At 67.3% G+C, this 24,149-nt stretch carries 18 protein-coding genes and 1 pseudogene; 10 read left to right on the top strand and 9 right to left on the bottom strand.

Going from position 1 to position 24,149, the window contains the following annotated elements:
• Window positions 1–380 precede the first annotated feature (380 nt).
• Together I6J71_RS24680 and I6J71_RS24670 are read right to left on the bottom strand one after the other, a co-directional pair.
• Complete coding sequence (locus I6J71_RS24680; RefSeq protein ID WP_204097225.1) at window positions 381–1,127, bottom strand: SDR family oxidoreductase; 747 nt, start codon at window positions 1,125–1,127, stop codon at window positions 381–383.
• 698 nt (window positions 1,128–1,825) lie between these two features.
• Window positions 1,826–2,161 carry a hypothetical protein gene (locus tag I6J71_RS24670; RefSeq protein ID WP_204089030.1) on the bottom strand — a complete coding sequence of 112 codons (336 nt, stop codon included), beginning with the start codon at window positions 2,159–2,161 and terminating at the stop codon, window positions 1,826–1,828.
• Window positions 2,162–2,730: 569 nt separating this feature from the next.
• Here I6J71_RS24670 and I6J71_RS51040 point away from each other — a divergent pair.
• From I6J71_RS51040 to I6J71_RS24655, 3 genes are all read left to right on the top strand, one after another.
• Window positions 2,731–3,759 carry an alpha/beta fold hydrolase gene (locus tag I6J71_RS51040; RefSeq protein ID WP_204089029.1) on the top strand — a complete coding sequence of 343 codons (1,029 nt, stop codon included), beginning with the start codon at window positions 2,731–2,733 and terminating at the stop codon, window positions 3,757–3,759.
• Window positions 3,760–4,788: 1,029 nt separating this feature from the next.
• The gene (locus tag I6J71_RS24660) at window positions 4,789–5,493 is read left to right on the top strand and encodes a hypothetical protein (protein WP_204089028.1); all 705 of its coding nucleotides are present in this window, start codon (window positions 4,789–4,791) and stop codon (window positions 5,491–5,493) included.
• A 1,186-nt stretch (window positions 5,494–6,679) separates the two neighbouring features.
• Complete coding sequence (locus tag I6J71_RS24655) at window positions 6,680–7,900, top strand: MFS transporter (RefSeq protein WP_204089027.1); 1,221 nt, start codon at window positions 6,680–6,682, stop codon at window positions 7,898–7,900.
• A gap of 503 nt (window positions 7,901–8,403) precedes the next feature.
• Here the strand turns inward: I6J71_RS24655 and I6J71_RS24650 are convergent.
• A complete protein-coding gene (locus tag I6J71_RS24650; protein ID WP_204089026.1) occupies window positions 8,404–9,261 on the bottom strand; it encodes a universal stress protein in 858 nt (285 codons plus the stop codon).
• A 760-nt stretch (window positions 9,262–10,021) separates the two neighbouring features.
• On the opposite strand from I6J71_RS24650, the gene I6J71_RS24645 reads away from it, so the two are divergent.
• The 3 genes from I6J71_RS24645 (at window position 10,022) to I6J71_RS24635 (ending at window position 12,210) form a co-directional block, all read left to right on the top strand.
• The gene (locus I6J71_RS24645; protein ID WP_204089025.1) at window positions 10,022–10,570 is read left to right on the top strand and encodes a carboxymuconolactone decarboxylase family protein; all 549 of its coding nucleotides are present in this window, start codon (window positions 10,022–10,024) and stop codon (window positions 10,568–10,570) included.
• 231 nt (window positions 10,571–10,801) lie between these two features.
• Window positions 10,802–11,272, top strand: a complete 471-nt coding sequence (locus tag I6J71_RS24640) for a pyridoxamine 5'-phosphate oxidase family protein (RefSeq protein WP_204089024.1) — start codon at window positions 10,802–10,804, stop codon at window positions 11,270–11,272.
• Window positions 11,272–12,210 (top strand): NADP-dependent oxidoreductase, encoded by a 939-nt coding sequence (locus I6J71_RS24635; protein WP_204089023.1) that lies wholly within the window; start codon window positions 11,272–11,274, stop codon window positions 12,208–12,210. Before I6J71_RS24640 ends, I6J71_RS24635 begins: the two co-directional genes overlap by 1 nt.
• Window positions 12,211–12,894: 684 nt before the next feature.
• On the opposite strand, the gene I6J71_RS24630 is transcribed toward I6J71_RS24635, so the two are convergent.
• A complete protein-coding gene (locus I6J71_RS24630; RefSeq protein WP_204089022.1) occupies window positions 12,895–13,968 on the bottom strand; it encodes an IS630 family transposase in 1,074 nt (357 codons plus the stop codon).
• 627 nt (window positions 13,969–14,595) lie between these two features.
• Entirely contained in the window at window positions 14,596–16,356 is a 1,761-nt protein-coding gene (locus I6J71_RS24625) for a sodium:proton antiporter (RefSeq protein ID WP_204089021.1), read from the bottom strand.
• Between the two features lie 962 nt (window positions 16,357–17,318).
• Between I6J71_RS24625 and I6J71_RS24620 the strand changes: the two genes are divergently transcribed.
• Together I6J71_RS24620 and I6J71_RS24615 are read left to right on the top strand one after the other, a co-directional pair.
• Entirely contained in the window at window positions 17,319–17,660 is a 342-nt protein-coding gene (locus I6J71_RS24620; RefSeq protein WP_204089020.1) for a transposase, read from the top strand.
• A 127-nt stretch (window positions 17,661–17,787) separates the two neighbouring features.
• Window positions 17,788–18,120 (top strand): VOC family protein, encoded by a 333-nt coding sequence (locus tag I6J71_RS24615; RefSeq protein ID WP_204089019.1) that lies wholly within the window; start codon window positions 17,788–17,790, stop codon window positions 18,118–18,120.
• A 122-nt stretch (window positions 18,121–18,242) separates the two neighbouring features.
• On the opposite strand, the gene I6J71_RS24610 is transcribed toward I6J71_RS24615, so the two are convergent.
• The 4 genes and pseudogenes from I6J71_RS24610 to I6J71_RS24600 all read right to left on the bottom strand — a co-directional run bounded on the left by I6J71_RS24610 (window position 18,243) and on the right by I6J71_RS24600 (window position 20,793).
• Window positions 18,243–18,767 (bottom strand): general stress protein, encoded by a 525-nt coding sequence (locus tag I6J71_RS24610; RefSeq protein ID WP_204097224.1) that lies wholly within the window; start codon window positions 18,765–18,767, stop codon window positions 18,243–18,245.
• A 514-nt stretch (window positions 18,768–19,281) separates the two neighbouring features.
• Window positions 19,282–19,368 (bottom strand): annotated as a pseudogene (locus I6J71_RS48770) (aldo/keto reductase); the annotation flags it as partial.
• Window positions 19,369–19,536: 168 nt separating this feature from the next.
• A complete protein-coding gene (locus tag I6J71_RS24605) occupies window positions 19,537–19,734 on the bottom strand; it encodes a hypothetical protein (protein ID WP_204089018.1) in 198 nt (65 codons plus the stop codon).
• A gap of 609 nt (window positions 19,735–20,343) precedes the next feature.
• Window positions 20,344–20,793, bottom strand: coding sequence for a nitroreductase family deazaflavin-dependent oxidoreductase (locus tag I6J71_RS24600; RefSeq protein ID WP_204089017.1), 450 nt, complete (start codon window positions 20,791–20,793; stop codon window positions 20,344–20,346).
• Window positions 20,794–21,478: 685 nt separating this feature from the next.
• Between I6J71_RS24600 and I6J71_RS24595 the strand changes: the two genes are divergently transcribed.
• The gene (locus tag I6J71_RS24595) at window positions 21,479–21,715 is read left to right on the top strand and encodes a hypothetical protein (RefSeq protein ID WP_204089016.1); all 237 of its coding nucleotides are present in this window, start codon (window positions 21,479–21,481) and stop codon (window positions 21,713–21,715) included.
• A 437-nt stretch (window positions 21,716–22,152) separates the two neighbouring features.
• Window positions 22,153–23,529, top strand: coding sequence for a metallophosphoesterase family protein (locus I6J71_RS24590; protein ID WP_204089015.1), 1,377 nt, complete (start codon window positions 22,153–22,155; stop codon window positions 23,527–23,529).
• Window positions 23,530–24,149 lie beyond the last annotated feature (620 nt).

Raw genomic sequence — 24,149 nt, 5'->3', positions numbered from 1 at the left:
GCCCCGACTGGGACCTCTACCAAGTGCGCGGCAAGGTCTTCATGCTCATGACGGAGCTCGTGCTCGACTCCTGCCGTCTCGTGGTCGGCGGGCTTGCCCCGTGGGATCGGCCTTTCGGGCCCAGCACCTACGAACGCCGTCCCTGGCGTACGCCCCTCCGCTACAGACGCGCGAGTCGATCTCGACCATGAACCGGATCGCAGCCATCGACGAACAGCTGATCGGTGGGGAACGCGCCTATTGGGCCGGGCGACTCGACAACGTGAGAGCGCACGGCAGGACGAAGAAGCCTGCCGTCCGTCGTGGGTCGGCTACCTCGTGTGCGAGCTCCTCGAACGGGATAAGGACGCAAGTGTGTCCGTCGAAAGGCGTCAGTCCGGTCAGATGGCCAGCCCGGCGCCGCCGGACACCACGATCTCTTGCCCGGTGATGTACGCGGCCTCGTCCGACGCCAGGAACGCGACGGTCCCGGCGATATCCTCGGGTGTGCCGAGGCGACCGAGGGGGTTCTTGTCGGCCATAGCCGCCATCGTCGCCGCGACGTCATCGGTTTGCGTGCGGAGCGCGGTCCGCGTCATGGGGGTGTCGGTGAATCCCGGGCTGACCGCGTTGACCCGGATGCGGCGCGGGGCGAGTTCGAGGGCCAGCGTCGGGATCATGGCCAGCATCGCGCCGTGCGACCCGGCCGCGACACTGTTGCCGGTCAGGCTGCGAGTAGCTCCGATACCCACGGTGACGATGACCGAAGCACCGTCGGACAGTAGCGGCAGCGACTTGACCAGCGTGAAGAACTGGCCCTTGGTGTTGACGGCGAACACTTCGTCGAAAGCGGCTTCGTCGCAATTGTCCAGCGTCATCGGAAGGCTGACGCCGGCGTTCAGGAACAGCGTCGTCAGGCTCCCGAATTGTGCTCGGACCTCGGCCACCACCTTGTCGGTGTCGGCGAGCGAGCGCGCGTCAGCCTGCAAGACCAGGACGTCTTCGGGCAGCTCCTCGCGTGCCCGAGCGACGCTTTCCGGACGTTGTCCGGTGACGGCAACGCGGTAACCGCGGCTGTGCAGAGTCTCAGCGGCGGCCTTCCCGATCCCGCTGGTGCCGCCGGTGATCAGAGCTGTACGCGCCGACATGGTGATCACTCCACTTCGGTTGTCGTCTCGGTTGGACGGTTCGCGGCGTCGCGCCGAGCCCCGGCGGGGTGCCAAGGGTTGCAAGGGGAACTCGCCGGCAGTCGTCGGGCTCGCCGGAGGGCACGTCGTTTTCCTGCTCCCATCATGCCCCAAAGAGGACCATCGGGTCCACGTGGGGTGCGGTCTACCTGGAGTGTCGGGGTCAGGTTGGCGAGGCGTGCGCCGTGACCATGATCGGGACGGGGAAGCGCGACCAAGGAGTAGCGCGCCGCTTTCGAGTGCTTGGGCTCGCTCGTAGGTTCGACCTTGGCGCCAAGCGGTCGTCAACGGCCGGTGCGGTGTTGGGTCCTGACCCGCGACACCCTGCACACGCGGACCGAGATCATCGGGACGATCAAGCTCATGCGCCGTTGGTCAACCAGTGGTGGCCCGTCACCCTCTACGACAGCCGCGAGGACACCGCGTAATCCTCACGTCCCAGTCCCGGTCCCAGTCCCAGTCACAGTCACAGTCACCGTCGCGCCGCGAACCGCATCCGATCGGACGGCCCGCGTCAGCTCGCCATAGGCCGCCGCGCCAGTGAGGCCCGTGGCCACCACCTTCGCCGTCTTGACGATCAAGCCAGGAATCATGCGGATCAGTGGCGATTCCGTTGGCTCATGGTGCGAGATGTCCGGCAACTTCGTTACCGCATGCAGTCACTGACGGTCGATGAGCTCACGGAGCAAGCGGGCAATGTCAGTGAGATCTGCAGCCAGTTTTCCCGAACATTCGTCCGCGTGGTCGGCCAGCGTGTCGATCACCCTTCCGTGCTCGAGCTGTGTCCCGCGCATCGCGCTGAGCACACGGGTGTGAGCGGCGATCTCCTCCCCCAAAAGAGTGACGTCCCGATCGGAGTCACTGGCCAGCACGCGAGCGGCCGCGGCGTCCCGCTTGATCTCCGCCACGCGCTCTTCAAGAGCCGCCAGCCGCTTCTCCAGCTCCTGGAGTGTCGCCATGATGTAGAGCCTCCCCATCTCCCAGGTGTTGGTCACCAGGTGACAGCCCCATTGGGACTAAATGGTCCAAAGCTGCGACCACCCTATCGCCGTTGGCCCAGGCGACGCCGGATTGGCGTTACACACGCCTTCCCTTCGACGTCGGTGGGGATCTGAGCGCCTCGACCGTGGCGATGTCGACCGCGGCCACCGTTGGTGATCATCGCCGGACGAACTGAATTGGCGCGGACCGCGGTGGGGCAGTCATTGCGCCGAATTGATGCGCTCGAACCGGTCGCCCAGGTGCAGTCCCAGCGCACTCTCACTCGTTATGGCGGCCTACCTGCACCGTGGCGTGGCTGCGGTGACGGAAGTGAGGTACATGGTCCTGAAGGAGCGGGCGCAAGTGGTCCCACGTTTGAGCTGCTTCCCTTCCAGACCCGGAGGCGTGATCACAGCTTCCCTATTAGAGTCGCAGGCATGATCACAACGGCCCGTCCCATCCGCCCCTCCTCCGCCGCTGTGTGCGGTGGCGGGCATTGGCGGGCGGCTCCGGGATCGGTCGCGTTCGACTCCGACGCCGGCGACCCGCTCACGGTCGCCGAGCCCGCCGGCAGGGGACACGAATGAGCGCACGAAAGCGCGAAGCACCGGACACGACGGCACGGGGTCTCCCCGAAGCGCTGCAGGTCCCCGGTGTCCGTCACCGCTACATCGACACGGGGCGGCTGCGCACGCACGTCGCCGAGACAGGTGCCGGATCCCCTGTCCTGCTGCTGCACGGCTGGGCGAAGCACTGGTACATGTGGCGGCACGTCATGCCCCTCCTGAGTGACTCGCACCGGCTCATCGCGGCCGACCTGCGCGGAGCCGGCTGGTCGGACGCGCCGAGGCAGGGTTACCGCACCGCCGAGCTCGTCGACGATCTGCGGGCACTGCTGGATTCCTTGGGGCTGGGCCGGATCGCTCTCGTCGGGCACGACCGTGGTGCCGCCCTGGCCTTCCAGCTCGCGTTCGACGATCCCGACCGCGTCACCCGTGTCGTCGCCCTGACGAACTCCACCCCTACCTCGATGTCCGACGGGTGGCCCGCAACGCCTGGCGCTATGGGTGGACACCGTTCGTCGAGACACCTCTGGTCGGCCGCTTCGTCCTGGCGCACCTCCCGTTCTTCACCCGGGCCTGGCTGCGTCGCGGTGTCACCGACCGGGCGTCGATGCCGGCCGACGCCGTCGCCGCGTACGTGGATGTGCTGCGCCAACCCGATATCGCACGCGCCGGTGAACAGCTCATGTACCAGTTCGCATACAAAGAGTTCATCCCGATGCTGCGGCACGCGGAGACCCGCAGGCTTCGCCCGCCCGCGCTCTTGCTCGCCGGCGGAGCCGACCCGTTCACGCCACCGGCAATGCTGGGTGACGCCACGCAGCATGCCGCAGACCTGCGCGTCGAAGTGGTCGACGACGCAGGACACCACCTCCCCGAAGAGCGTCCCGAACTCGTCGCCGACAAATTCGGGATCACCTGAATCGGATGTGCCAACCGAGCTGACCAAAACCAGCTCGGGAAGCGGCGCAAACCCTGCGACCACCGACGACTGGGGTTTGCTTCGTACCCCTGCCGGAGGGACTGCTGCCGCATCTACACCGAGGTGACGGTCCCCGCGCGGCGAGCCCGGGGTGGACTGTCATCTGGACTTCGATTGGCCGGGCGCGCTACCGCTCCTTTCGATCATCAACGGGAGTATGCGACCGTGCGACGGAAGCCGATGCTCGGGCCGGGTCATGTGCACGAGGACCTGCCCGACCAGTGCAAGACGGAGAAGCCCACCCGGCTCGGCGGCTCACCGCATGCTGCAGCCCTTTCCCTCGAGCCCACCGGTAGCAGGATTGGCGGAGGGCTTCTCGGTCCGGTCAGTGCGCCTGTTCGCGAACGTCAGGCCGGCTGGGGTGCGGGTCTTGCCGATGCGTGAGTGGCGGGCCTCGGCGTAGGTCTCGTACTTGGCGCGCTGCTGCGGCTACCAGGTTGCCGCCTGCTCGGCGCCGGGCAATCCGAGCGGGCCAATCGATAGTTGGTACGTCGGCGTCATCGGGCGGTAAGAACCGATCGTCGGCTGACGCCAATATGAAGCCGAGTCACAGAGGAGGGGCATATGGTCGAAGCAAACGGTGCAGGGGAACTCCGCCGTCGATGTTCCGCCCGTCGTGCCTGCTCTGGCGCGCGTTCTCGTCGAGAGGCCGAGCAGGCTTGGTCGTTTCGCTCCGCCGGACTTGGACCTTCGGGCTAACACCTCGACCGCCACGTCGACCGTGAAAGCCGAGGCTCATCAGCGGCCCCTGAGGTCGTCCAATCCGGTCGTAGCGTTGCGCTTGGCTCTGTGATGCGGCGCGAACGGGTCGCAGGCCAGGGACCCTACATCGACGTGATGAACGCCATCTGGCCTGGCGGCTGCAGTCGTCATGCTCAACAACGCCGCAGCCCGTACGGCTGCGTCGGGTGGGCTGGCGCCGGCGTGCGAAAGAGGCGCGCGTTGCGCGGGTCGACGACAAACAGGCGTCGACTGTGATCGACTCACCGGCTGAGGAACGCGGCAGTGGGACGGCCTCGGAACCGCGCTCTGCAGCGGTAACGCGCACATCGCCGTCGAGGGCAGGCCGATACATACTACGAGCGGAGGTTCACGGGTGGCTGCTGAGGAAATCAGGAACCTGATCATCATTGGATCGGGTGCCGCCAGTGACACGGCCACCATATACGGGAGGCGCCCGCAGCTTGCATCATCGCTCCTTAAGGTCGTCACGGAATCTCTGCTCGAGACCCAGGGCGGGACCGGAACCGGCGGCTGCGCCATGGACACCGGTAGCGTCGACGGACCGCTGCTCACCGACGGAGACGACGAGGGCGGCGTCAAGCTTGGTGAGCAGGCACACCGCCGCCAGTGCGCGGCGCTGTTGTTCGAATTGATCGGTGGGTACGTGGAAGGCGATGCCGACCGGGTCGCTCAGGTCGCCGGTCAGGTTGACGCAAGCGGGCGCGTGGGCGAGGTACTCGCCGAGGCCACGCGGTTCACCTCGTATCTCACTGCCGAGGCTCGGGCCGCGGGCGCCCGATTGAGGGCCGAGCGGATCAGGGCAGGGGTGCTGTCGCGGCTGGCCCCGACGGTGCCGCCGCACCATGAGCTGGCAGTGTCGGCCGCGTTGGACGCGCTCTTCGAAGGGCGGTTCCGCGCGGCGGCCGCAGCGTTCGGCGACGGTTCGGCCGGAGACCTGATCGCGCTACACGCTCTGGCCGCGTTTACCGCGATGCTCGGCGCCCACGCGTTCGCACCCGGCGAGTTTACGTCTGCAAATCTCGTGGCCTTGGCGTCGGTCATGCGCCCCCGTGACTGACCGGTCATTCTCGCCACCAGGCGGTAGAGGAGGACCGCCGGATACGCGCGAAGGGGAAACGAGCCGGCGATCGTACCCGAGCACTTGGCAGGGTTCTCCCGTGTGTTGCGCGGTGAAGCCGACGACCTTCGTCGCAGGGGCCGTGTCGGATGAAGCGCGCGACCCGCGCCGCCTCAACGGTGCGTTGGTTGTCTGGCACGCCCGCACCACGTTGTGGGGCAGCACGGACACCACAGCACTGTCCAAGCGGGCAGCGGGAGCGTCTCGTCCGACCTGAACGACGCGGTGTCAGCTGATCTGAAGTCGTAGTCGGGACCTGCGGTGGACGCGTACCGGCACCGCTTCCGGGACCTGTCCGCACTGCTGCAATCTGAGCAGAAGGCCAGCGAAGGTAGCCTCCAGCGGTGTGAAGACCGCGGGTGAGGTCGTGGCTGCGGTCCGCTCGTGCGCGACGTCACCGCGCAGCTTGCCGGTCATCTGATCAGCTGGGCCTTGCAGGTCGTATTCGCCCCTGGAATCGGCCCAAGCTGGGTCGTGTCCGCAGGTCGTGGCCGCGGTAGCGAAGACGGCGCCGCCAGATCGGATGGTCCTGGCCCGGCGGACGATTGCTCTCGCCGGCCAGTTGGACGTACGCGCCGCAGCTGGCCGACTTGCCGGACGGAGCGCTCGCACAAGCTTCGCCGTAAGTTTCGCAGGTTGATCAACTTACCGGGAAAACCTCACTGTTGGTAAGACGGCGCGACGGGCCGCTGCTAAGCAGTTGCACGATGGCGCCGGTCGCTGTGCGCGCCTACAACGACCGCTGAACCGCAGGCAGGAGGGGCAGAGGAAAATGAGCGAAACCAAGCAGTCACTCGAGGACTGGCGATCCTCGAGCCGCTCAACCTTCACTACGCCGAGGCCGACCAGGCCAGCGATGCCGCTTGCTTCAGAGAGGTGCTCGCTGAAGATTTCCTCGTGCAGCTTGCCGATGGCGCGAAGTAGCAAACGCTGTACACCGACGTGCACAGGACGCGTGAGGGCACCTGGATCTGTGTCTCGGCCGACGCGATCGCTCCGGCACCTGCCCCGCTGCCCGTGACGCTCCTGGTCGTGAGACAGCCCGCGCACTTCGATCGGAACCGCACAAAACCCTTAGGCGTACCCAACACGAGAAAGACGTAGCTCGATGCACAACGCGGCACCAGTGACCAACCGTGCCATTAAGGTCAGATCACTCCGGCTGGCATTCTTGTCCGCGGTGGTTTCCCTGGTGGCCGTGTTTGTGGCGGTGGGTTCGACGATCCCGCTGTTCAACGTCTACCGGGCGGAGGACGGGTTCACCAACGCCGACATCTCGATCACCGTCGTCGCCTACTCCGCCGCCACCCTCACCACACTGCTGGCGCTGGGGCGACTGTCCAATCACCTGGGGCGACGGCCCACTTCGATCGCCAGCCTCGGCCTCCTCCTGCTGGGCTGCCTGCTGCTGTTGAACGTGCACCACATCGGCATCTTGATCGCGGGTCGGCTCCTGATGGGCTTCGGCGCCGGGCTGGCGAGCAGCAGCCTCACCTCCTACATCGTCGACGCCGCACCAGTAAGGCCGGCCTGGTTGGCCTCGGTCGCTTCCAGCCAGACGGTCATGCTCGGCCTCGCGGTCGGCGCCATCACCTCTGGCGCCCTCGTCCAGTTCGGCCCCTGGCCACGCGATCTCATCTACCTGGTCGTGATCGGCCTGCTTCTGGTTTCCATCGCGCTCATCGTCGTCAGCCCGGAAACGGCCACTCCGACGCCGGGCGCTTGGCGATCGCTGCGCCCCCGGGTCGGGGTACCCGCGCGGGCCAGGCACCTGCTTCCCGTTGCGGCAGCAGTGTTGCTGGCCACCTGGGCGACCGGGGCCTTCTACCAAGCCTTCGTGCCCGCGCTGGTCGAAGACCAGCTCCATACCCGGAGCCCGCTCGTCCTCGGACTCGTGTTCGCCGCCTACATGGGTCCCAGCGTTCTCGGCGCTCCGCTCAGCGGCCGGTTCACCCCGGCGGTGGCCCAACGGCTTGGCATGATTGCTTTCCTGGCCGGCATGATCGGCATCATCGCAGCGATCGCCACTGGTGCACTGGTGCTTTTCATCACCGCAACCATCGTCGCCGGCGCCAGCCAAGGCATCGCCATGAGCGCCTCCACCCGTTGCCTGCTGTCGGGCAGCACCCTGGCGGACCGCGCACCGATCTTCAGCGTCGTCTACCTCCTCAGCTACAGTGGTGCCACGATCCCGGCGCTGATCGCGGGGCAACTTTCCACCACCTTCTCGCTGCCGCAGATCGCCCTCGGCTACGGCGGACTCGCCCTCATCGCCACCCTGTTCACCGTCATCGCCGCACGCAACCCGCGGGCCGACGCGTCCCGGACCAGCCGGGACGGTAAGTAGCCGACCGGCAATCCGCGCGGGCCAAGCAAGTGTTCAGATCCACATCGGACTGGATTGACCGGGAACAATTCGCCGTGGGTGCCCGCAGGTTGCGCAGTTGGCGGGGCTCGTCACGCGCCAGAGCAGATCGCCGCCGCGCTTCGCGAGGGCCTGATCGCCCGAGGTTGGTCACGGCCGGGTTCTCCATTCGCCGCGCCGGGAGTCAGCGCTCGGACACGAGTGTGCACGGCCGCGTCCAGTCAGGTCACCAGGTTCGATCATTGCCCCGCACGAGGAGGGGCTGGTGGCGCCCGTCCAGACCGTACAGCCACGGTCCTGAAACGGTGCCCTGCGCGGCAGGATCATGTTCGACGTCGACGGTGTGAGGAATGACCTCCGGGGCCAGTGGCCCCGGAGGTTCGGCGTTCCCAGCGCCGCTCTGTCCAGACCAGTGGGGTCACGAGACAAAACGAGTGTGCGGCTGCCGGCTTTTACGTCGCTCTCTTCGCGCGCGGACTCTCCCGCTACCCGCGCACGACCATGACGGGACAGGGCGCGTGCTGAATCAGCGCCTGGCTCGTCGAACCGAGCACGAGCCCCTTGAAGCCGCCGCGGCCCCGGCTACCGACCACGACGAGCTGGGCCTTGCGGCTCCAATCGAGCAGCTGGTGGCGAGGCTGGTCGCGGACCACGACGCGCTGAACCGTCACGTCGGGGTATTTCTCCTGCCACCCCGCGAGGCTTTCGGCCAGCACCTGAGCCTGCTCCTCCGATTCCGGCTCACCGTCGAGCACGCCGTACTGGGTGGCGAGCAGGTAGTCCGAGTCGAACCAGGAGTGCACGGCGACCAAGGGCGCCCGCCGCCAGGCCGCCTCGTCGAAGGCCGCCGCCAGCGCTCCGAGGCTGGTCTCGCTGCCGTCGACGCCGACTACCACCGGACCTGTGGGCTCGGCGGCCGGGCGGACGATCACGACGGGGCATTCGCTGTGTGCCACCACGGACACCGCGGTGGACCCGAGCAGCATGCCGGCGTACCCGCCGCGCCCGGACGCGCCGAGGACGAGCAGGCGAGCGTGCTTGGACTGCTCGATCAGTACCGGGATCGCCGGGGTGGGGAGGTACTCGGTGCGGGCGGTGATGTCTGCGGTCTCACGGGCGAGCTGCGCGGCCTTCTCGAGGTCCGCCTGAGCGACGTGCTCGATGGCCTCGATCGCCTCTTCCACGACGGGCGGGCCGGCTGTGGTGACGGCGATCGCCGGGTCGACGGCGGACACCAGCCGCAGCGGTAGGGCCCGGGGTGCCGCTTCGGCGGCGGCCCAGCGTACGGCGTCCAACGCCTGGTCCGATCCATCGACGCCGACGACGATCGCGGGGTCTGTCATGAGGTCCACTCCTTGTTTGAGTACAGCTTCGGCAAACACGCCTACGCCGTTGTAAGGATACAATCGCTACCGGGAGCAAGATATACGATCAGCCCGGCTGGTCGAGCAAAGATCTTGCCGGTCGGAGCCGGTTCCCAAAACGTTGAGACGTGTGATCGAACACTTTGCCGGGTCATGGTATTCGGCGGGTGGGACGTGTCCGACTTCGCCGAGCAGACACCGGTTTTTGTACCAGTCAATGCGCTCCACCGTCGCAATTCTCAGGTCGTCATCCTTCGCGAGCGGCCCCTGTTGCGGACCAGTTCGGCCTTGTGGAGGGACTTTGACCGCCTCGGTCATCGCGTTGTCGTAGGAGTCGTCTCTGGACCCGACCGAGGAGAGCGTGCCGGCGTCGGCGAGGCGCTGAGGTGGCGGATCGTCCGGTGCTGCACTCCAAGGTGGCTCCGTGACCCACAACCCGGTTCGGTCTGGTTGCTGCGAAGTCGCGTTCGACCGGATCACCCGGCCGGCCGGTCTCGGCGGCTCGGTGAGTGGTGGGTGGCGACTTGTCCGCAGCAACCGCGAAACCGGTCTCCCGCATGGACAGCTCGACCGTGTACCGAAACACTTCCACACCGTGGCGGTTCAGCTCGGCCCTGGTGTTCGTGGCCCCGTAGCCGCCAGGGCGCACAACCGCAAACGTGAACGTGACCCTGCGACGGTAAGAGTCGACGTGGGCTCGACGCCGACCAATAACGCATCTATTGGAGGTTGATTCGCTGTGCCACGACTGAATGTTCCCGCTCTGGATGATGCGCCCGCCGGCGTGCAGAGGATTCTCGCCGGTGTTGGCGCGCAGCTCGGTTTCGTGCCGGACATGTTCAAGGTCATCGCGTCGAACCCGACTGTTCTTGAGGCTGTCACGACTCTGCAGGGCACCTTGAGCCGAGTGCTGGACGCGAAGACCCGGCACAGCATCGCGCTGGCGGTGTCGGAGGCCAACGGCTGCGATTACTGCTTGGCGATCCACACGTACGTATCGTCCGAATTCGGTCGTATGTCGAGTGAGGACATCGCCCTCGGTCGTGCCGGGAGCTCGGTCGATCCCAAGCGTGCTGCAGTCGCTCGGTTCGCCCAGCGAGTGGTTGAGAGTCGTGGGCGGGTCAGTGACGCAGATCTCGCGGCTGTGCGAGGCGCCGGGTATACCGACCCGCAGATCTTGGCGATCGTCGCGGTCGCGGTGCAGGCCCTGTTCACCAACTTCATCAACAACGTCAACGAGACCGAGATCGACATCCCCGCCGTCGACTCGGCCGGTGCGCCCAGCTGACCGTGACGCTGGTAAGGCGGCGCGCACAGCTCGGGAAGACCTCGTCCTGCGCACGCTTGGGATCGTCTTTCGGCGCGCAACGTGCCCCTCGAGCACGCGCGAGCGCCACGGCCGACTCACCGGGCTGCTCGGCCACGGCGAGCCAGGCGGGCTTTTCTGTCAGCGCTTTTCACTTCTCCAGGCCGCTCGCGGGCGGTTGGGGCATATTCGAAATTGAGAGGAGCGGGGAGCATGATCGACGCTGATATGCGGTTGATTGTGGAGGCTGCGAAGCTTACTTTTGTTGCGACGGTTCGGCCGGATGGCTCGCCCAGCTTGTCGCCGAAGGCGTCGGCGCGGGTGTATGACGATGAGCACATCGCGTTCATGAACATCGCCTCGCCCGGGACGGTCGCGAACCTGACCGCGGATCCGCGTGTGGAGATGAATGCGGTGGATGTCTTCCGGCGCCGGGGCTACCGGTTCACCGGGACGGCGACGATTCATGGTGGTGAAACGCCGGTTTACCAGTGGCTGCACAGTTGGCTGCTCGACCTGAACGGACCAGGTTACCCCGCGCACGAGGCGGTCTTGGTCCACGTCGACCGCGTCCAGCCGATCATGTCGCCCGCTTATGCCTTCGGTGGCGCGGAGGAAACCGCGCTCGTCGCCGAGTGGTCGAAGAAATACCAGGCTCGCCAGAGTGAAATGGAGAAAATGTGATGCGTGTTGCTGGAGTGCGTGAAATCGGTGGCCAAGTCGAGGTGCTGGAGTTGCCCGAGCCGGATGGTCCGGGTCCGGGCGAGGTGGTGATCGAGGTTGCGGCGGCGGGTGTCGGCAACTGGGACGACATCGTCCGAGCTGGTGCGTGGAATGTCGGGTTGAGACCGCCGATGGCACTGGGTGTGGAAGTCGCGGGCACGGTGATCGCGGTCGGTTCGCAGGTCGCGGACTTGCGGGTCGGCGACGCGGTGCTCGGTCATCCGCTTCCCCTGCGTCACCAGGGTTGCTGGGCGGAGCGTGTGGTCGTCGACGCGGGGCTGGTGGTGGTGAAGCCTCGGGGGGTGTCGTGGGAGACGGCGGCGGCGTTTTCGGTGCCTGCGCTGACTGCGGAGCAGGTTCTTGCCGAGTCGCTCACGGTCGCCGAGGACGAGACGCTGCTGGTCCACGGTGGCGGTAGCACGACCGGGGGGTTGGTGGTGCAGCTGGCCGCCGGGCGGGGGGTCCGGGTGGTCGCTACGGCCGGGCCGTCGAGCGCGGGGCGGGTCGCGCGGGCCGGGGCGGCCGAGGTCGTCGACTACCACGACAGCCGGTGGCCCGATCGGGTCCGTGAACTGACCGGCGGCGTCGGGGTCGACGCCGCCGTCAACGCGGTCCCCGCAGGTAGCGCCGAGGCCATGGTGGCTGTGCGGGAGGGGGGCCGGATGGCGACCATCACCGGCGACCCGCCGGCGGCCGAGCGTGGTATCAGCGTTGCCGACGTCTACGTGCGCCCGGACCCCGCCCAGCTCGCGCAGCTTTGCGGGCTGCTGGCCGAGGGCCGGCTGACCCTGTCGGTCGGCACCGTACTGCCGCTGGCCGAGGCGGCGACCGCGCTCGAGCGCGCTGTTTCGGGCAACAAGGGCGGTCCGGTCGTGCTCCACGTCGGGACCGGGGCGTAGCGGGAACTGAGCCCATCCGGTCCTCGGGCATCGGTGGCCGGCGCGGGCGCGCGACACGATGCGCGCCCGGCGCCGGCCCGCTCGCTTCCCGGCCGCCCGGCGGAGTGAAACCATCCGTATGAGAATGACCAATGCCGGGAAGACCGGAAATTCGCACGTCCATTCCTGTCGCGCGCGGCAGCGGTCGCTTGTGGTCCTCGGCGGAGGCTGCCCCGGCGAGCGCGAGCACGACGATCGGGGTGGCGATGCCGTCGTTGAGGCCACTCTCGACAGTGATCAACCGTGGGATGCGGGCGGGCGCAGAGAAACAGCTCTATCTGCTCGGTGCCGGCCCGCCATGACCGGGCTTGACGGCAGGTGGAGATGACCACCAACTTGCTCCGCTCGGCTGCGCTCTCCGATCCGGTGGTTACTGGTCGGCGGAATCACTGCGTCGTCGAGCCAGGCCGGCCTGCGCCGCCTGGTAGATCACTCTGACCACAAGGCCGAGGAGCAAAAGGCCGAGAACCATTTGCAGCCTCCGAGAAGTTTCCCAAGGCACTTTCGCCCATCACGAAGTACGCGGTGGAGGAGACCAGCACGAAGAGGGGAACGTGGTGGCTACTGTTTCGACCGCCCGCACTTGCGGATAGGGCGCCTGGAGAATACCGCGCACCTGCAAGGTCAACAGGACGGCTACGGCCACTAGTGGTCTGTGTTTGAAGTGGTCTGACGGTTGGACTTCTTGAGGATCTCGTCGGCGGTTTTGGTCCAGATGAAGGGGTGGCAGCGTTCGTTCCAGCCGTCGATGAAGGCGCGGATCTTGGCGTTGAGGTCGTGGACGGAGCGGAAGCTGCCGCGGCGGATGGTTTGGCGTTCGATGATGCCGAACCAGACCTCGACCAGGTTGAGCCAGGAGCCTGAGGTTGGTGTGAAATGGACGTGGATTCGCGGGTTCGCCGCGAGCCAGTCGCGGATCTCGGGACGCTTGTGCGTGGCGTAGTTGTCCATCACCAGGTGTAGCTCGTCGTCGGGGTAGGCGCGGGCGAGCTGTTTGAGGAATACCAGGAACTCCTGGTGCCGGTGCCGCGGTTTGACTGCGCCAGTGACCTTGCCGGTGGCGATTTCCAGCGCGGCGAACAGGGTGGTGGTGCCGTGCCGGACATAGTCGTGGGTGCGCCGCTCGACCTGTCCAGGTTGCATCGGCAGCATTGGCTGGGTCCGGTCCAACGCTTGGACCTGGGACTTCTCGTCGACACAGAGCACGATCGCGTTCTCCGGCGGCGCCAGATACAACCCCACCACGTCGGTGACCTTGGCGACCAGCTCTGGGTCGGTGGAGAACTTGAACGTCTCGCTCCGCCAAGGCTGCACCCCGTAGTCCCGCCACGCGCGGGCCACCGTGCCGTTGCTGATCCGCAGCCGGGCGGCCAGCAGCCGGCTCGACCAGTGCGTCACGCCGAGCTTCTTCGGCGGCGGCTTCAGCGTGGCCGCAACGATCTCTCGATGGTCCACCAGCCGGGGCCGCCCCGAGCGCGCCTCGTCGTGCAGGCCGTCGATCCCACCACCCTCATAACGTTCCCGCCAGCCGATCACGGTCGGCCGCGACACCCCGACCCGTTCGGCGATCACACTGTTCGCCACACCCTCGGCGGCCAGCAGCACGATCCGCGCCCGCTGCGCCAGGCCCGCCCGCACCGACGAACTCCTGGTCAACGACAGCAACCGCTCACGATCACCATCACGAAGAGACAGCGCGGCAGCCGGTCGATTCGCCATACCGCATTCTGACACCCACCCAACCGTCAAACAACTAACGACACGCGACACTAGCAAGATCGACAAGGCGATGCCAGTTTCGACGGCGCTCTTCGGGTTGAACGGGCGACCGCCGCCACCGCGGCGAGCGGGATCCGGTAGAGCACGACCAGGAACGTGGCGGTCACGATCGGCACGCTGAGAACCATCACGACCGCGAGTCCAGGAGTGTCCCCATGCTCATGCAGCGGGACTCCTCCGACCATCACGAGCGCGAGGGGAGCCTGCTTCGACGACCGCGCTGTGCCGCAATCCACGACCGCAACCTCCTTACGAGGCACCACCGCGAGGTTTGAGCGCGGGCGCGTCTCGTCGACCTCATCTGCGACGGGTGACGTCGGCCGAGGAAGTCCTCGTCTTCGGCCGTTGACGCTCTGCATCCGCACCGCGCGCCCCGTGACTCTCGCAGACTCGCGTCCGCCGCGGCTGAGGCCGAGGCCGGCCCTGTGCAGCACGCAGCCGGCGTCGTCACCGGTGTCCCGGTCCGGATGGCCACCCGGATCCGGTCAACGGAGTCGGCGGCCTGCGGACGATCGCCACCCTTGACCGGCCGCTCGGGAGAGGACCTCGAGCCGCCGGCGGTGCTCGTCACTGTGGCGTTTCGTTTCCGGCCCGGCCCAGGAGGACCTGGGTGTCGCCCGGCTGGGGGCGGGGCGGGGGAGAGGTTGTCACCGGGATCAGGGTGCCTTCGGCGTTGATCAGGAACAGCAGGTCGGTGGCAGGGGGGATCCCGCCGTCGGACGAATGGGTGGTGATGCGGGCGCCGGCGGTGTATCGGGCGGTCAGGGCCGCGTGGTTGAGGGCGGGGGTGAACAGGGGTTCACCCGCGACGTGGGAGGCCGCGGTGCCGTGGCTGGGAGCCAGCCGGTAGAGGGGGGTGTCGGAGTTGCCCGAGAGGGTGGTGGCGGCCAGAGCGTTGTAGTGGTCTTCGCCGGTGAGCAGGAGGACGGTGGTGACGCCGTCGATTGCGGTGCCTTGGGCGATGGCAGCACCGAGTTGCTCGCCGGCGGCCAGTTCGAGGCTCGCTTGCTCGATTTGACTGCGCTGGCCGTCGGACGGGGTCCACATGAGGACGTCGAGGCCGGTAGCGCGGAAGGCGCGTGCCAGGTCGATGACCCACGGGTCGCCGCCGACCAGCAGCGGCCGGCTGCGGGTAGAGCGGGTGACACCGAGCCGTCGGGCCGCCGGGACCGCGGTCAGGCCGTACAGGGCCACGGTGGCGACGATGACGAGAAAGGTGACGGGCAGGATGTTGGCGGCGCCGCCGATTCGGTGGGCTGCCAGCTCGGCTCCGAAGGTTGAGGCCGTGGCTGCCGCGACGATGCCGCGGGGCGCCATCCACCCGACGAACGTGCGTTCCCCCCGGGGCAGCTCGGTCCTGATGGTGGCGAAGAAGGCAACCAGCGGGCGGGTCACCAGCACCAGGACGGCCACCAGGCCGAGGGCCGGCAACACGAGGTGGTGCAGCGCCTCGGGGGTGACGGTCGCCGAGATGGTCACGAACATGAGCCCGATGATCAGCTGCACCAAGGTCTCGAAGAACGGTCGGCGGGCCGGGACGTCGAAGGCGCGCAGGTTCGCGACCGCGAGCCCCATGAAAATCGCTGCGATGAGCCCGGCGTCGTCGCGGACGATGTCGCAAACGGCCGCGACAGCCACCACGCATCCGAGCTGGCAGAGGGTGTTGAGCACACCGTCCAGGTCGAGCTTGCACAGGCACACCCACAGCACGGCCCCGCCGACCACGGCGCCTGCCGCGCCGATCCCGACGGAGATCAGGAACTGGCCCAGCTGGTATGCGAATCCGTGGCTGGTGCTCGCCAGGACGGCGTGGAACACCACCGCGCCCAGGACGCCGCCGACCGGGTCGATCAGCGAGCCCTCCCAGGACAATATCCTCTGGAGGCGATCGGAGGGCCGCACGAAGGCCAGCAGCGGGCCCACGACGGTCGGCCCGGACACCACCAGGATCGCCCCGGTCATCAGCGCTGCCCCGGCCGACATGCCCAGTAGCGGGCCGGCCAGCACCGTGGTGGTCGCCATCGTGACCGGCACCCCCCAGATCACCAGGCGGGGTACCACGTGGCGAGCGCGCCCGGCGACCTTGCCCCACTCCAGCGACAAGCCGGCGTCGTAGAGGATCACCGCCACCGCGAGCGAGACCAACGGCTGGAACGCCGCCCCCAGCAGGCGCTCCGGATTGACGTCGGTGGTCAGCGCGCCGGCGGTGAACCCTGCGGGAAGCAAGAGGATCAGCGCCGGGATGCGCAGCCGGCTCGCCAGGACCTGTGAGCCCACCGCGAGTACCACGATCAGGGCCACGCCGAACAGGATCTGGTCGGTGCTCATACCTGCCCCTCTCTAACCGGCGCCGGCGTGCCGGGCCGGATCGGCCGACGGCCGCCGCCGAGAGCACGTGCGCCGTGATCACGTACACCGCCGGAGGCAGGCCGCCGAGCCGACCGCGGTCTGGTCAGTGCGGCGCCGCACCGGGTTGCCGTTCAGATCCAGCCTGCGCGCCGGCCGCGCCCCTCATCAAGCCAGCCACCCCGTGCAAGGTGTTCGCCGCTGAGAAGCGGTCACCACACGGCTCTCGTCGAGGGTTGTGTCTCTCCTCGAGACGGAGCAGAACCAGGCGTCGGTCCGTCGCCGGGACTCCTGGAAGCGGATCGGCGGATGGGCGGGCCATCCCGGTCACCGCCATCATGATCAGGCCCATCTTCGCGGCGCCGCCGAACCTGCGATCCGGTGTGGCTTGGGCGCGAACGCCGCGCGGTGATGTCGCGGTTCGGACCGGCTCGGAACCGTGGCTGTTGGCCGAAGCGTCGGTGCTTGAGCTTGGATCCGCCGGCCAGGTTGCCGTTGCCCAGTCAGAGCACGCCCGACGCGACAACGGTGGCGATCTTGGCGGGCGCGAGCCCGGTCCGGCCGCGTGCCGCACCTGATCGGTGTTGAGCTGGTTCTCGACGGAGGCCGCAGTCGACAACCTACTGGGGCAGATCCCTGACCGGCCCGGGGTGGACCCCGCTGAAAAATCCGGTTCACGTGCTCGTCCGTCCTGGGCTGTCTCGACGGAGCGGCGCGGCATTCCGGTCCGAGCCCTGCCTCACACGGTCCGGGGTCGCCCGCAGCCAGTAGAAGTGGCGCCGCGTGTCCAGGCCGGTAGTCCAGCCGAGGCAGATGTCGCTGGCCGCCTGCATCATCCGCTGCGCCGTACCACCCGCTCGCCGTGCTGTCGGTAGCAGCTCTTGCCGGCATGCGGCCCAGCACCGACGCTGTCGCCTCCTTGACCTGTAGGAACAGCGGGTCTGTTGATCTCGCTGATCGAGGCTATCCCGCCGATGCGCGGCACAGTCGGCAAACCGCGGCGACGACCGCTGCGACTCTACGTTGATCGCGGCTACGACCGCGACAAGTACCGACACCTGGTCCGCGACCACGGCATCATCCCCATGATCGCCCGCCGCGGCGCCGAGCACGGCTCCGGCCTGCGCACCATCCGCTGGCCGGTCGAACGCTCCTTCGCCTGGCTCAAAGGCTTTTCCGCCGCCTGCGCATCCGCACCGAACGCCGAGCCGATGTCCGCCAAGCCGTCATCAGCCTGGCCTGCTCAGTCATCTGCCTACGCAAACTCATTCTCGCCTGACCTCTAAAGTCGAGTCACTGGGCTGGCCGGCTCGACGAGCTGGGGCGACTGATCGTCCGATTGCCGAGCTTCGACCGGTCGTTTCCTGTCGAGGTGTGTGCGACGGTGACTACATGTCGATTTGTGGAGCTCATGTGATCGTCTACAGCTACGATGCCGAAGCGGATCGGTCCTTTTTTCGCGACGTACTCGGCTACCGGCACGTCGACGCTGGCGGCGGTTGGCTGATCTTCAAACTTCCTCCGGCCGAGATCGCCGTACATCCTGGCGATGGATTGCCATCGCACGAGTTGTACTTGATGTGCGACGACTTGGACGCCACGATGGGCGAGCTGGCGGCCAACGGAGTCGTCTGCACGGCCGTCAGCGAAGCGCGGTGGGGACGACTGAGTGGGTTCCGGCTACCCGGTGGCAGCACGGTGGGAATCTACGAACCACGGCATCCGCGCGCCATCGACCTTGAGTGAATGCCGCATTCGGGCGTCGAGTCCTACGTCAGTGGCGAGCTACCGACAAGGTTCCGCGACATCCACGGCCCGAAGTCAGGACCATTGCTCGAACACCGCGACTATGAGCCTTGCCCCAATCCTCAACTGCGCTGAGCGCCTACAGAGAGCTTGGCCAGCAGCTCCCGGCCCTTCTCCGCATTACGCGGCTCGCACAGGACGTCGTAGCGGCCGGCAACGAGCTGGCTGGCAGAGGAGAAGTCGCGGCGCCCGCGGGAGGCCGTATAGCCGAGCGCTGCGAACACGCCGCCGAACAGGGCTCCGGCGGCGAGGCCCACGATCATCGGTGCCGCGGCCATGCCGTTGGTGTTGTTGAACAGACCCAGCAGCAGGCCGACGAACAGCCCGAACCAGGCGCCGGACAGCACACCGGTGCCCAGCACTTTGCCCCAGGTGAGCCTGCCGATGACACGCTCGACGAGCATGAGGTCGACACCGACGATCGTCAGGTCCTGAACGGTGAACTCGTTGTCGACGAGATACTCGACCGCGCGCTGTGCTTCTTCATAGGTGCCGTACGAACCGATCGGCCAACCCGAGGGTGGCGTCGGCAGACTGGGCAGTCCGGGCGCCGGCCGTCCCGACGAGAATGGATTGGTCACGATCATCACCTGTGCTTCGTTCGACTGCGCTGAGGGTTTTGACGGGGCTGAGGATTTTGACAGGGCTCGCTTCACTTTGCGGCGCGTTGCGCGGTCGTCTTACTCCGCCTGACCACGCGATCGGCCGTTCCCGCGGACGCTGGAGCACCAAGATTCGCCACCTCGTCGGCGGCAACGGCACACCGACGAGACGCTGGGGACAGCCGGCCTGAACTGCCACAGTCACAAAAGTGCTTGAGGTTCGTCGCACACAAACCTTGTTGAGCAGCGAGCTTCGGACTTGGCGCTGGTTTCCGTTCCGATGTTCCTGGAACGCCTGAGCCTTCCGATGACCCGCGGCCTGACCGGCCAACCTGGACAGACAGCGGCACGAAGGGTGGCTTCATCCAAGAAACCGCAGCCTCGCCGTGCGCCTGACATGGCCGGGCTGGGAAGGCGCCCTCCGCCGAGAACTCACCTCAGATCGAACGTGTCTGGGTCGGGGCCCCTGCGGAGGCCGCGGTCGAGGGCCGACAGCGAAGCGGTAGCCGGCGTCCCGGGCGGTCTTGACCGTCGCCTTCGTTTCGGCCGGCGGGACCTGGAACACGCCGAAGCCGAGCTGCGGCATCTCGACGCCGTTGTTCAACTTCAGCACGGTAACGGTGGTCAACACGCAAACCCTTCTCTACGAACGAAAGACTCACGGAACGATCGAGTTCGCGACCCTGCCGTTCACGCGCATGGCACCGCCGGTGGTTGCCGCGGCTTGGTGCGAGACGAGACAGGTGCCGCACGATCAACTTTCCGAGTTGCGTTCCTCCTCCGACTTCTCTTCGACCACAACCGCGTCATGGAAGCTGCGTAGTTCCGCCTCGTAGACTTCACGCTCTGGCACGTCGTCGCCGTCGGGGTCGACGCTGTTGGCGACCTCGGCAAGTTCGAGATCGACCACTTCGTGGAGGTCGTGGATCGTGGGTCTGGGCTTGTCGTTCATCGTTCCTCCTGAGAGTCATCGAGGTGTCGCTGGATCCCCGCGACTCGGGGGCACGGGTCAGGTGGATTCGCGAACCTGGAGCGCTGCCCAGTCCGGGCTGGTTCGTGCCTTTAATCATGGTTGAGACGCTTGTCGTCTCGGTGGCCAAGTTCGGCCGCGGCCTCATAAGTCTTCTGCAGGGAACTCGCGCAGCCCCTGGTCGGGGTCGGCGGCCGTAAAACCACTGAGGGGTCACCCCGGGTGCTGCCTTGGAGGGCGACCTGCCACCACTGGTTGACCAATGACGCATGCACGAGCCTGCTCTCCCCGATGATCTCGGTCCCGCGTGTGCAGGGTGTCGCGGGCCGCGACTCAGCCCGCCCCCGCAACGCCGGCCGCTGGCGGCCGCCCCGGTCGGCGAGCGGGCGGATGCCGTCGGCGATCTCAGCCGCCCGTTCGTCGGCCAGGTCTTTATCGACGTCACCGACTGACCGTCACGGCGCGGCGGAACCCCACGGCAGCAGGGAAACGCAACGGTCTTGAGGCACGGCCGCTCGCGCCGGCTCGCACAAACCCCGAACGACGGCTCCGTCACGGCGATCGTTCCGGAAATCACCGTGCTGAGACAGGTCAGCTGCCCTCAACCGGCTCCAGCACAAACACGGGAATCTCCCGGTCGGTCCTGCGCTGGTACTCCGCGTATGGCGGATACACGGCAACCGCCCGCTCCCACCACGCGGCCTTCTCCGCTCCGCTGACCTCGCGTGCCCGCATGTCCCGCCGGACCGGGCCGTCCTGCAATTCCACGTGCGGATCGACCTTGACGTTGAAGTACCACACCGGATGCTTCGGCGCGCCACCCTGCGACGCAACCGCCACGTACACCCCCTCGTGCGCCACCCGCATCAACGGCGTCTTGCGGATCTTCCCACTTTTCGCGCCCCGCGTCGTCAAGATCACGACCGGCAACCCGACATCAGGTGAGACGGTCCCCTCCGTCCCACCGGAGCTCTCATACAACTCCACCTGATCACGCACATACTCCACCGGGCTCGGCTCGTACTCACCCTCAAGAGGCACTGTTCCATCCCTCCATCGTCTTCACAAACCTTCAGACGCTGGCTAACAGTGGCAGCGGAATACCTCGTCCTTACCGAGCTTTCGCACAACGTCGCGCGCACGTCACCTCTCGACGCACCGTGGGCGCTCCCTTCCGCAGGCTTCGAGCACATCAACGACCGGTAGAGACTGCCGGTCATCGCCGCAGCGAGGTGCAACGACAAGCACGCTGACTAGTCCGTGTCTTGCAATTGATCGAGCTGCGGTTCTGGTTTGACCCGGGGTCGGGATGAGGTCGCGGATCGGGCGTGGGCCCGGAGCCGGTGTCGGGGTCGAGGTCGGCGGTGGCGGGAGCACCGGCAGGTCCTGGATGCGGTTCTGTGGACGTCGCGCGGAGTGGGTCCTCAGTGTGGATTCCTCCGTGGTTCGGGCCCAGCAGCACGCTCGCACGCTCCCGCGGCGGACTGAGCACCACGATTCATCTCGCCGTCGACGGGCGAGGGCTGCCGATGCGACTTGTCCACCCGCTACACCAAACGCGCCGCCCACTACGAGGCCGAACGCACCATCGCCGCCCTCATCCGCTGGCTCCGATGACTTTCAGGGCAGCTCCTGGTCACGCACGGTGCGAGAGGTCTATGCGCCTGTTCAGCAGGCACGACCCACGGCACAAGCTTTGTGAGGGTGGTGCCAAAACTGGTTGGCCGTGGAGCGCCCAGTCTTCGTCGTGCACGTCCCGCGCGGTGGCGACATCGACGCCACGCGCGCGATGCTGGAGAAGATCAACGCTGCCGTGGCGGACGCCTACCATCTCCCGGACTTCGCCGTCTTCCTCCACGAGCACTCGCTGACCACCGTGGCGATCAACGGTGGCATCCTCGCTGACGACGCCCAGCGCGTCGAACACCAGGCAAAGGCCTACGGGACGCAGCCCGGCCGTTGACGCCACTACTCCGGCAGTCCCTTCGAGGATCTGGAAGACACGATCAAGCGGCAGCGCCAAGCTGCACGAGATCGCTTAATCCAACAAGCCGGGCCGGCCCTGACGCCGCGCGACTTGTGACCTGCGCGCACTGGGAGTTGGGCGCCGGTCGTTGTTGACCGTCTGGCGAGGTTGTTCGTGTCGGTGATCCGGTGCAGACACATGGTGTTCACAAGGTGGGTTCTTCTCACGCCCAGGCGTGGTGCGGTGGGATGTTGACGCCCCCGGCGACTCGGCCCGGGGAGACCTTCCGGAGGCTGTGCGTGCCTGGTTGTGATGTGACCCGTCGGGACATTCTTCGCTGGAGCGCGATCGCTACGGCAGCCATACCGCTGCTAGGAGTGGTCGATCCCGCTCGAAGCACCGCGTCCACCGGCGCTGCCGGGACAGGTGAGGTCGTGCCAGTCAACCTGGAACTGGTGACACTGACTGAGGACCGGGCCGTGGTGACCTGGTACACCGGTGAGGCAGGCACGAACGACGGCACGGGCAGGATGGTGCCGCTGCCCGCCGACGGTGAGGTCTGGTACGGCACCAACCCCCGCCGGCTCAACCGCGTCGCCGGCCAGAGTGGTCGGCCTACCCCCTACCACCACGTCGAGCTGACCGGCCTCGAGCCGGGCCAGACGTACTACTACCAGGCGCGCTCCCGCGGGAAGCTGGCCGCCCCCATGGTGTTCACGCTCATTGCCGGCAACGCCGTCGGCACCAACGGCTATGGCCTCGGCACTCCGGGCGGCCCGTTCTCGTTCACCACGCCGCAGCCGCCGCCGGGGCGCTATCTCTTCTCCATGGTGCTGTGCAACGACCTTCACATGGGCGAGACGCAGGCGGGGCTCGTCGGGGGGGACCCGTCGGTCATCCCGATCGTCCAGGTCCCGGGCGAGCCGCCGTATCCCGAGGTCATGCTGGAATCCCTGGTGCGCGACGTCCGGAGCTTCGACCCGACCTACCTCCTCGCCGCGGGTGACATCTCCGCCGAGGCCGTACCCGGCGACCTCAGCCGAGCCGGTCAGCTGCTCGACCGGTTCGGCACGTACCGCGAGGACTACTTCCTCACGCGCGGCAACCACGACCGCGCGCACATCGGTGACCCCTACGCGAACTGCCGGGTCGGTCGCTGGCAGGGCAACGACTGCTTCCAGGACCGCTACTTCCCCGACGACGAGGTCGCTTTCTACTCGACCGACCTCTCCGGTCTGCACGTGATCGGGCTCGACACGTACGACAAGGCCGGTGGCGGAGGCGACGCGGGTGCGCTGGCGGTGGAGCAGTATGCCTGGTTCATGAAGGACCTGGCCGAGCACAAGGAGCAGCCGACCCTCGTGTTCGGTCACCACCCGCTCGTCGTGCAGGAGTCGTCGAAGCCGATCAAGTCGAGCAGCTCGCTGGACGCCGCCCAGGCCGCGTCGATCCTGGAGACCTACGCGAAGACTCCGGGTGTCTTCCTCCACCACGCGGGACACACTCACCGCAACCACCACACGGTCAGCCCGACCGCACCGCGGGTGACCCTGCAGGAGGTCGCCGCGGCCAAGGAGTACCCGGGCGGCTTCTCGATCCTCCGGCTGCACAGCGAAGGGTTTGCGCTGAACTTCCACAAGTCGCGCAGCGACCTGGCCCGCGAGTGGAGCGAGCGCAGCCGTCAGGAACTCGCGGGGACATGGGCCCAATTCGCGCTGGGGAACAACGTGGTGGATCGCAACATCGTCAAGAAGGTCGATCTCTCCGGCCTCCGCCGGCCCGAACGCGCCGGGACCCGCACGCGGGGCTGACCGGTCGTTCGCGATCCTCGCCGCGACCGGGCTGGCGGTCGAACGGACCGCCGACGATTACTCGCCGAACCAGCTCCTGGTCACCGGCCGCCTGGCCCCGTCGCCGTGGAGGGCCCGGCGCGACGCCCAGTTCTTGGCGCGGAACGAAAAGATGCGCACGGCCTGGAACGAGCGGCACGCGGCCGAATGCCCGAATCGCGACTGCCAGGTCCATGGTCCGATCCGCGATCGGATTGCCCGTCGTGAACAGTCGTGAACAGTGAGGTGGCTGGCGGCCAGGACGGCATCGGCGCAAGCGCGGCCCGATCTCTGGCCACCAGCGGGGGGTGTTGTACGCCGGAGGCGTGGGGAGCACATCGGTGCGTCCGAGCGGGGTGTGCCTGCCCCTCCGCGACCTCTGCTGCACGCGCCCGTGCGCGACTCCTCGACCATCCACCCCCACGACGCCAATTTCGACGGCGCCCGGACAGCGGTCAGCGCCTGCACCGAGGAGCACCTGCGGCAGCCGCCCGGGCAGTGCCGCAACTGCCCGTTCGTATTTCCCGCCACAACCTCGCCAGGTGGATACTCGGACGCGGCATCGTCCTGAGCAACGTCTCCGAAGACCGTACCAACCGGTT

The sequence above is a fragment of the Amycolatopsis sp. FDAARGOS 1241 genome, assembly GCF_016889705.1.
GTDB lineage: Bacteria > Actinomycetota > Actinomycetes > Mycobacteriales > Pseudonocardiaceae > Amycolatopsis.
Note: the sequence above shows the minus strand (reverse complement) of the source record. Positions and strands in the feature narration are given on the sequence as shown.

What these genes read in the sequence shown, in the direction of transcription:
- I6J71_RS24680 (WP_204097225.1), bottom strand. Translation starts at nt 1,127, where the DNA reads ATGTCGGCGCGTACAGCTCTGATCACCGGCGGCACCAGCGGGATCGGG.
- I6J71_RS51040 (WP_204089029.1), top strand. Translation starts at nt 2,731, where the DNA reads ATGAGCGCACGAAAGCGCGAAGCACCGGACACGACGGCACGGGGTCTC.
- I6J71_RS24650 (WP_204089026.1), bottom strand. Translation starts at nt 9,261, where the DNA reads ATGACAGACCCCGCGATCGTCGTCGGCGTCGATGGATCGGACCAGGCG.
- I6J71_RS24640 (WP_204089024.1), top strand. Translation starts at nt 10,802, where the DNA reads ATGATCGACGCTGATATGCGGTTGATTGTGGAGGCTGCGAAGCTTACT.
- I6J71_RS24635 (WP_204089023.1), top strand. Translation starts at nt 11,272, where the DNA reads ATGCGTGTTGCTGGAGTGCGTGAAATCGGTGGCCAAGTCGAGGTGCTG.
- I6J71_RS24630 (WP_204089022.1), bottom strand. Translation starts at nt 13,968, where the DNA reads ATGGCGAATCGACCGGCTGCCGCGCTGTCTCTTCGTGATGGTGATCGT.
- I6J71_RS24625 (WP_204089021.1), bottom strand. Translation starts at nt 16,356, where the DNA reads ATGAGCACCGACCAGATCCTGTTCGGCGTGGCCCTGATCGTGGTACTC.
- I6J71_RS24610 (WP_204097224.1), bottom strand. Translation starts at nt 18,767, where the DNA reads ATGATCGTGACCAATCCATTCTCGTCGGGACGGCCGGCGCCCGGACTG.
- I6J71_RS24605 (WP_204089018.1), bottom strand. Translation starts at nt 19,734, where the DNA reads ATGAACGACAAGCCCAGACCCACGATCCACGACCTCCACGAAGTGGTC.